We start from the raw sequence: 7,119 nt of genomic DNA, 5'->3' as shown, positions 1-7,119 counted from the left end.
CGAATTCCGGCCAGCGTGGTTTAACGGGGCGCCTAAGATCAAAAGCAGATCAAGATCAAGAGCGGCTCGCTTCGCATCGTGGTTACCGTTGAGCTAACAGAGTTATGTAGATACCTATGCTGCGATGGCGGTGTAACAGGCGGCAGATGTGCTGGCTGATACTCCGCCATCGCAGGCAAGCCAGCTCCCACAGTGGATCTGCATCGCCTGCTCGGACGCCTGCTTGCACTTAGTGATTACGACGCGGCACCTTCCATTCCCGATGGGGGAACTTGTACAGATAGTTCAGGTTATCCATATCGAACCGGCCATCCTCCTTGCCGGGGCCACCGAAGAAGCTGATGCCGATATCCAGCTTGCGCAGCAGTTTGGGGCGTGAGAGTAGCTCCTTAGCCGCGTGATGGGCCTCGGGTGAGAACGTCCTGTCGGTGGCGATCAGGCCGGCGGCCTCTTTCAACTCATTGAAGTTCACATAGCTGTCTGTCGCCCCTGCGGCGAATTCGCGGAAGTGATCGCGGATCAACCCTATTAGTTGCCGGTCACTCACGCTTGCGTACGGGCGCAGGTCCGGGGCGCTGGCCTGGGTTTGAGCGCTTCGTGCCTGACGATGGTTAGCTTGGGTTGAGCGACTGTCAGCATCCAGTTGATCTGGTAGAGCGGTGAAAGTGCTAGTCGAAGGTGGTTTTACTGAAAATGACATGGTGGGCCTCTGATTCATTCAGGGATTGATTGAAAAATCCACCTTATGGGTGGTCGTCACTCAACCTGCCGTTCCATTCATCACCGCCCGTTCGACATGCATTGTTAAAGGCCAGCAATCCATATCCCTTTAATTTGCAGGACGTTTCCTAGACAATCCTTTGGCCTTGCGCCTGCTCAACCCACTGGCTAGCCTTCGCTTCGTCGCTGCCTATCAGCGATCGGGTGTGGAAACCTGGAATGAGTAGGCGTCATGATCGCGTGCAAACGCTCAATGGCGGCTGTGCGCGGGCAGACTTCGGTCTGACTGGGTCCTACTCCCCGGTTTCCACCCCGCGTATGGCTGCCACCTAATTTGTCGTGTGGAAACGGCACAGGTTGGCGCCCCAATCGAGTAGGAGCTATACCCATGAGCAAAATCGTCCCCGACCCACCCTTCCCCATTTTCGTCGCCCACGAAGACCTGAGCTTCGAAGACGCCATCGCCAGCATCTCCTCGCTACTGCGCTGCGCCGCCACCACCGCCACCGAAACCGCCGAAGGCCTCAAAGGCACCCGACGCGACATGGCCTGTTCCACCGCTCACCTGATCGACATGGCCCGCACCCTCGCCGAGCGCGCGATGGATTGCCTGCAACCCAACCCCACTAACACCCCATGACCCCTGTGTAGGAGCGAGCTTGCTCGCGAAGAACTCATAGGCGCCGCGTTTATTCAGGAAACACGCGTTATCGTTGACGTTTTTCGCGAGCAAGCTCGCTCCTACAAACAGCCATGAGGGCTAGCCCACACTCCGTTGATCGCGTCGGCCATGAGTCCACGCGCACTTTTACAGGTAAACTCCCCTCCTTTTCATCTTCTCCACGGAGTTCGCCTTGCGTCTGTTTCATACCTCCGACTGGCACTTGGGCCAAAACCTCCACGGCCAGGAACGCGACTTCGAACATGCCTGTTTCCTTGAATGGCTGCTAGGCCAACTCAAGGCCCAGCGCCCGGATGTGCTGTTGATCGCCGGCGATATCTTCGACACGGTCAACCCGCCGCTCAAGGCCCAGGAGCGCTTGTATGACTTCATCATCAGCGCCCACGAACAACAGCCGACACTGACCATTGTGATGATTGCCGGCAACCATGACTCCGGTTCGCGCATTGAGCTGCCTGCGCCTCTGATGCGCCGCCTGCGCACCCATGCCCTGGGCCGGGTGCTGTGGCTGGATGACGGGCAACTGGATGCCGACCGGCTGCTGATCCCGCTGCCCAATGCCAAAGCCAAGATCGCCGCCTGGTGCCTGGCGCTGCCCTTCCTGCGCCCGGCGGAAGTCACCGGCGCACAGCTGGGCGATGATTACCTGCGCGGCATCGGCCAAGTGCATGAATGGCTGATCGCGGCGGCCAATGCCAAACGCAAAAAGGGCCAGGCGCTGATAGCCATCAGCCATGCGCACATGGCCGGTGGGTCGGTATCCGAAGACTCCGAACGCAGCTTGATCATCGGCAATGCCGAGGCGCTGCCTGCCACACTGTTCGACCGAAGCGTGGCGTATGTGGCCCTCGGCCATTTGCACAAGCCGCAAAAGGTCAATGGCGAGGAGCGCATTCGCTACAGCGGCTCGCCAATCCCCCTGTCGTTCTCCGAAATCGGCTACAAGCACCAGATTCTCGACGTGACGTTCCAGGGCGAAAGGCTGGTGGGCTGCGAACCGATCCTGATTCCCCGCTCCGTCAACCTGCAACGCCTGGATGCCGCGCCCCTGGCCGATATCCTCAAGCAACTCGGCGAGCTGCCCGACATCGACCTGCTCGCCGAAACCCAGCGCCACCCCTGGCTGGAAGTGCGCGTGCGCCTCGACGAGCCGCAACCGGACCTGCGCCAACAGATCGAAACCGCCCTGCAAGGCAAGGCCGTACGCCTGGTGCGTATCGCCGCCGAATATGCCGGCACACGCGGCAGCGCAGAGGTAGACGATGCGCAACTGATCGAACTCGACCAGCTCACGCCCCAGGAACTGTTCAGCCGCGCCTGGCAGGACAGCTACGGCAGTGAAGTGGATGAACAGACCTTGAAGGACTTCGCCGTGCTGCTCCAGGAAGTACAACAGGAGGGCGAACAGCCATGAAGATCCTCGCCATCCGCCTGAAAAACCTCGCCTCCCTGGCGGGCCCGTTCGAAATCGACTTTACCGCCGAGCCCCTGGCCAGTGCGGGTCTGTTCGCCATCACTGGGCCGACCGGCGCGGGTAAAAGTACCCTGCTCGATGCGCTGTGCCTGGCGCTGTTTGGCGCAGTGCCACGCCTGGGTGACACCGGCCAGGCCAAGATGCCGGACGCCGACACGGATATTTCCATCGGCGACCCGCGCACCCTGATTCGACGCGGCACCGGTGGTGGCTATGCCGAGGTGGATTTTGTCGGTGTCAGTGGCCGTCGCTACCGTGCGCGCTGGGAAGCCAACCGCGCCCGTGACAAAGCCAGCGGCAAGTTGCAGAACAGCCGGCAAAGCCTGATCGACCTGGACAGCGACCAACTGCTGGCCAGCCAGAAAACCGAGTACAAGACCCAGCTCGAATTGGCCCTGGGCCTGAACTTCGAACAGTTCACCCGTGCGGTGCTGCTGGCGCAAAGCGAGTTCAGCGCCTTCCTCAAGGCCAATGACAATGAGCGCAGCGAACTGCTGGAAAAGCTCACCGACACCGCGCTCTACACCCAGCTCGGCCGCCGTGCGTTCGATAAGGCCAAAGAGGCCAAGGACGCCCACAAACAGCTGCAGGACCAAGCCACCGGCGTGGTGCCCCTGGCCCCCGAAGCCCGCGCCGAGCTGGATCAACAATTGGCCCACGCCCAGCAGCAGCTCAAAACCCAACAAGCCCAGCTCAAGCAGCTGGAGTTGCAGCACACCTGGCTCAAGGAACTGCGTGAATGGCAGGAGCGCCATCAACACGCAGTGGAGCAACTGCAACGCGACGAAGCAACCTGGGCCAGCCAAGGCCAGCAACGCCAAGACCTCAGCCTGCTGGAGCAGTTGGCACCGCAACGCCATCACTTCCTGCGCCAGGCAGAACTCGGCACCTTGCTGACGCCCCTGGCGGCACAGATTGCGCAGCACCTCGAGCAACAAGCTACCCTGCACGCCCGCCAGGAACAGGCGCAATACCAGCAAGTGGCCGCCCAGGCAGCACTGGCCGAGGCCCTGAAACACCAGGCCGACGCCGCACCCCTGCTGCGCCAGGCCATCGAAGAGCAAAACACCCTCGCCCATGTGAGCCGCGAACTGGCCAAGCGCAACGAGGAAAAACACCAGCACGAAAGCGCCTGCACCGAAGGCCAGGCCCTGCTCGACGGTTTGCAACACACGCAAGCCCAAGGCACCGAGCGCCTGCAACGCCTGGCCACCGAGCTTGAGCACAGCGCCGCCCTCGCGCCGCTGAGCGATGCCTGGAACGCCTACCGTGACCGCCTGCAACAGTTGGTGTTGATCGGCAATCGCCTCAACCAAGGCCAGGCCGAGCTGGGGCAACTCGAACAGCGCGCCAGCGCCGCCGCCGAACAGTTCACCCAACAGCGCGAAGCCCTGGACCTGCTCTACCACGAGGCCGGTGCCGAACCGCACGCAGTGGCCGAACAAATCCAATTGCTGGCCAGCCTGCTGCAAGATAATCGCAAACAACAGCGCGCCTTCGAAGACCTGGCCCGCTTGTGGGACAGCCAGCAACAGTTGGATCAACAGGCAGGTGCGCTCACGCAAAGGCTCGCCGAGGCCGCGCAAAAACGCGAACAACTGAACCAGACCGGCCTGCAAACCAAGGCCGAACTCACCGTTGCCGAACAAACCCTGGCGGTGACCAAGCAACTGCTTGAGCGCCAACGCCTGGCCCGCAGTGCCAGCGTCGAGGAATTACGCGAGCAGTTGCAGGATGACCAACCCTGCCCGGTGTGCGGCAGCCACGAACACCCCTATCACCAGCCTGAAGCCCTGCTGCAAAGCCTGGGCCGCCATGATGAAAGTGAAGAGGCGGCGGCGCAGAAAGCCGTCGACAGCCTCAAGGAAAAACTCACTGAATTGCGCGGTGAAGTGGGCGGCCTGATCGCTCAGCAAAAAGAATTCCTGCAACAGCAGGAACAGTTGGCCACCCAGCAGCAGGGTTTGGCACCCAGCCTGCAAGCCCACCCACTGTCTGCCTCGCTGTTCAATCAGGACGCCGCCAAGCGCAACCCTTGGCTGGCCCAGCAACTGGCCCAATTGACCCAAAGCATCAGCCAGGACGAACAACGCCAAGGCGCCCTGCTCAACCTGCAACAGAACGCCGGGCGCTTGCAGCAACAATTACAAGCGGCCCAGGATGCCAGCCAGCAAGCCCGGCAATTGTTGGTGGACCAACAACGGCAACTGGCCGGCGACCGCGAACGCCTGGAGGCGGAACTCAGCGCCTTCGCCAGCCTGCTGCCCAGCGAAACGCTGGAAGGCTTGCGCAGCGCGCCTGCGGCGACCTTCATGCAGCTCGACCAACAGGTCAGCCAGCGCCTTGAGCAGTTGGGCCATCAACGCGATGAGCAGGCCGAGCAGCAGGAGCGCCAACAGGCCATCGAGAAACAACACACCCACCAACAGCATCGTCAGCAGCAACTCGACGCTGTGAATCTGCAAGTCGCCGAGCTGGCCGACCAGCAACACGCCGTCCAGGAAAAACTCCGCGCCTTGCTAGGGGATTACCCCAGCGCCGAACACTGGCAACAGCAGCTGGAGCAAGCCGTCACGCAGTCGCGCCAAAGCGAGACCGACGCCAACCAGGAACTGCACGCCGTGCACACGGCGCAAGTACAGCTGGCCGCCGACCTCAAGGCCCAGCAGCAACGCCAGCAGGCATTGGAGGCGGAGCAGCACGCCCTTGCGACACGCATCGGCGAATGGCGCGCCCAGCACCCAGAACTGGATGATCAGGGCCTGGCACGCCTGTTGGCCCTTGATGAAGCCCAGGTCGCGCAGTTGCGTCAGCACCTGCACAGCAGCGAAAAGGCCGTCGAGCAAGCCAAGGTTCTGCTGCACGAGCGCGAACAGCGCCTGGCCGAACACCAGGCCCTGCACAACGGCAACCTGGAGGCCGAGCAACTGGACGCCACCCTGGCAACGCTTGACCAGCAACTGCTCGAGGGTGAGAAACACTGCGCCGAACTGCGCGCACGCCAGGCCGAAGACCAGCGCCGCCAGAATGCCAACCAGGCCCTGGCCGAACAGATCGCCAAGGCTTACGAGCAGTGGCAGCGCTGGGCACGCCTGAATGCGCTGATCGGCTCGGCCACCGGCGACACCTTCCGCAAGATCGCCCAGGCCTACAACCTCGACTTGCTGGTGCACCATGCCAACGTGCAACTGCGCCAACTGGTGCGCCGCTACCGGCTCAAACGCGGCGGCAGCATGCTCGGGCTGTTGGTGATGGACACAGAGATGGGCGATGAACTGCGCTCGGTGCATTCGCTGTCCGGTGGCGAAACCTTCCTGGTGTCGTTGGCACTGGCGTTGGGGCTGGCCTCGATGGCGTCGAGCACCTTGAAGATCGAGTCGCTGTTTATCGACGAAGGCTTTGGCAGCCTTGATCCGGAGTCGTTGCAATTGGCGATGGACGCCCTGGACGGCTTGCAGGCCCAGGGCCGCAAGGTGGCGGTGATCTCCCACGTACAGGAAATGCACGAGCGCATCCCGGTGCAAATCCAGGTCCAGCGCCAGGGCAACGGCCTGAGTACCCTGGAGGTCAAGTGAACGAGGCGCTGCTGTACTCGTTCCGACGCTGCCCGTATGCGATGCGGGCGCGGCTGGCCTTGCGTTACTCAGGCGTTCCTGTGCGAATCATCGAGGTAAGCCTCAAGGCCAAGCCAGCCGAGATGCTGGCGCTGTCGCCCAAGGGTACGGTGCCGGTGTTGAGTGTCGAAGGTCGAGTGATCGAGGAGAGCCTGGAGATCATGCAATGGGCTCTGGCGCAGCACGACCCGGATGACTGGCTGCTGCAAGGTGACCCTGCGGTGCTGGCGTTGATTGCCGAGAATGATCAGGTGTTCAAGCATCACTTGAATCGATACAAGTATGCCGAGCGCTACCCGGAACACCCGATGGAACATTATCGGGCCGAGGGTGAGGTGTTCTTGCAGAAGTTGGAAGGCTTGCTGGCGGAGCGTGAGTACTTGCTCGCCGAACACCTGAGCCTGGCGGATGCGGCACTGGCGCCGTTTGTGCGCCAGTTTGCTCATGTGGATCGGGAGTGGTTTGCGGGGACGCCGTATCAGCGTTTGCAGATTTGGTTGCAGCGGTTTCTGGAGTCGCCGCTGTTTATCGCGGTGATGACAAAACCCTGACGACACCCAACATTGTATTAATGAACAAGCTTCTTTTCACACTTAAAACTCAGACAAAACCCACCCCATACTTTACCC

Annotated in this window: 5 protein-coding genes; 4 read left to right on the top strand and 1 reads right to left on the bottom strand. The window is 61.6% G+C overall.

The window, feature by feature from the left end; genetic code table 11:
- Nucleotides 1-229 precede the first annotated feature (229 nt).
- The gene (locus JJD66_RS25645; protein ID WP_200649329.1) at nt 230-700 is read right to left on the bottom strand and encodes a hypothetical protein; all 471 of its coding nucleotides are present in this window, start codon (nt 698-700) and stop codon (nt 230-232) included.
- A gap of 408 nt (nt 701-1,108) precedes the next feature.
- Here JJD66_RS25645 and JJD66_RS25640 point away from each other — a divergent pair, with 408 nt between their 5' ends.
- The 4 genes from JJD66_RS25640 (at nt 1,109) to JJD66_RS25625 (ending at nt 7,041) form a co-directional block, all read left to right on the top strand.
- On the top strand, nt 1,109-1,360 hold the full coding sequence (locus JJD66_RS25640; protein WP_200649328.1) for a DUF6124 family protein: 252 nt from the start codon (nt 1,109-1,111) through the stop codon (nt 1,358-1,360).
- Nucleotides 1,361-1,574: 214 nt separating this feature from the next.
- Nucleotides 1,575-2,816, top strand: a complete 1,242-nt coding sequence (locus JJD66_RS25635) for an exonuclease SbcCD subunit D C-terminal domain-containing protein (RefSeq protein WP_200649327.1) — start codon at nt 1,575-1,577, stop codon at nt 2,814-2,816.
- On the top strand, nt 2,813-6,451 hold the full coding sequence (locus tag JJD66_RS25630; RefSeq protein WP_200649326.1) for an AAA family ATPase: 3,639 nt from the start codon (nt 2,813-2,815) through the stop codon (nt 6,449-6,451). Before JJD66_RS25635 ends, JJD66_RS25630 begins: the two co-directional genes overlap by 4 nt.
- Nucleotides 6,448-7,041 carry a glutathione S-transferase gene (locus JJD66_RS25625; protein WP_200649325.1) on the top strand — a complete coding sequence of 198 codons (594 nt, stop codon included), beginning with the start codon at nt 6,448-6,450 and terminating at the stop codon, nt 7,039-7,041. Before JJD66_RS25630 ends, JJD66_RS25625 begins: the two co-directional genes overlap by 4 nt.
- The last annotated feature ends 78 nt before the right edge of the window (nt 7,042-7,119 follow it).

The organism is Pseudomonas sp. MF6751 (assembly GCF_016613265.1).
Taxonomy (GTDB): domain Bacteria; phylum Pseudomonadota; class Gammaproteobacteria; order Pseudomonadales; family Pseudomonadaceae; genus Aquipseudomonas; species Aquipseudomonas fluorescens_BV.
The sequence above is the reverse complement of the archived record's forward strand: the minus strand, read 5'-3'. Positions and strand labels throughout refer to the sequence as shown.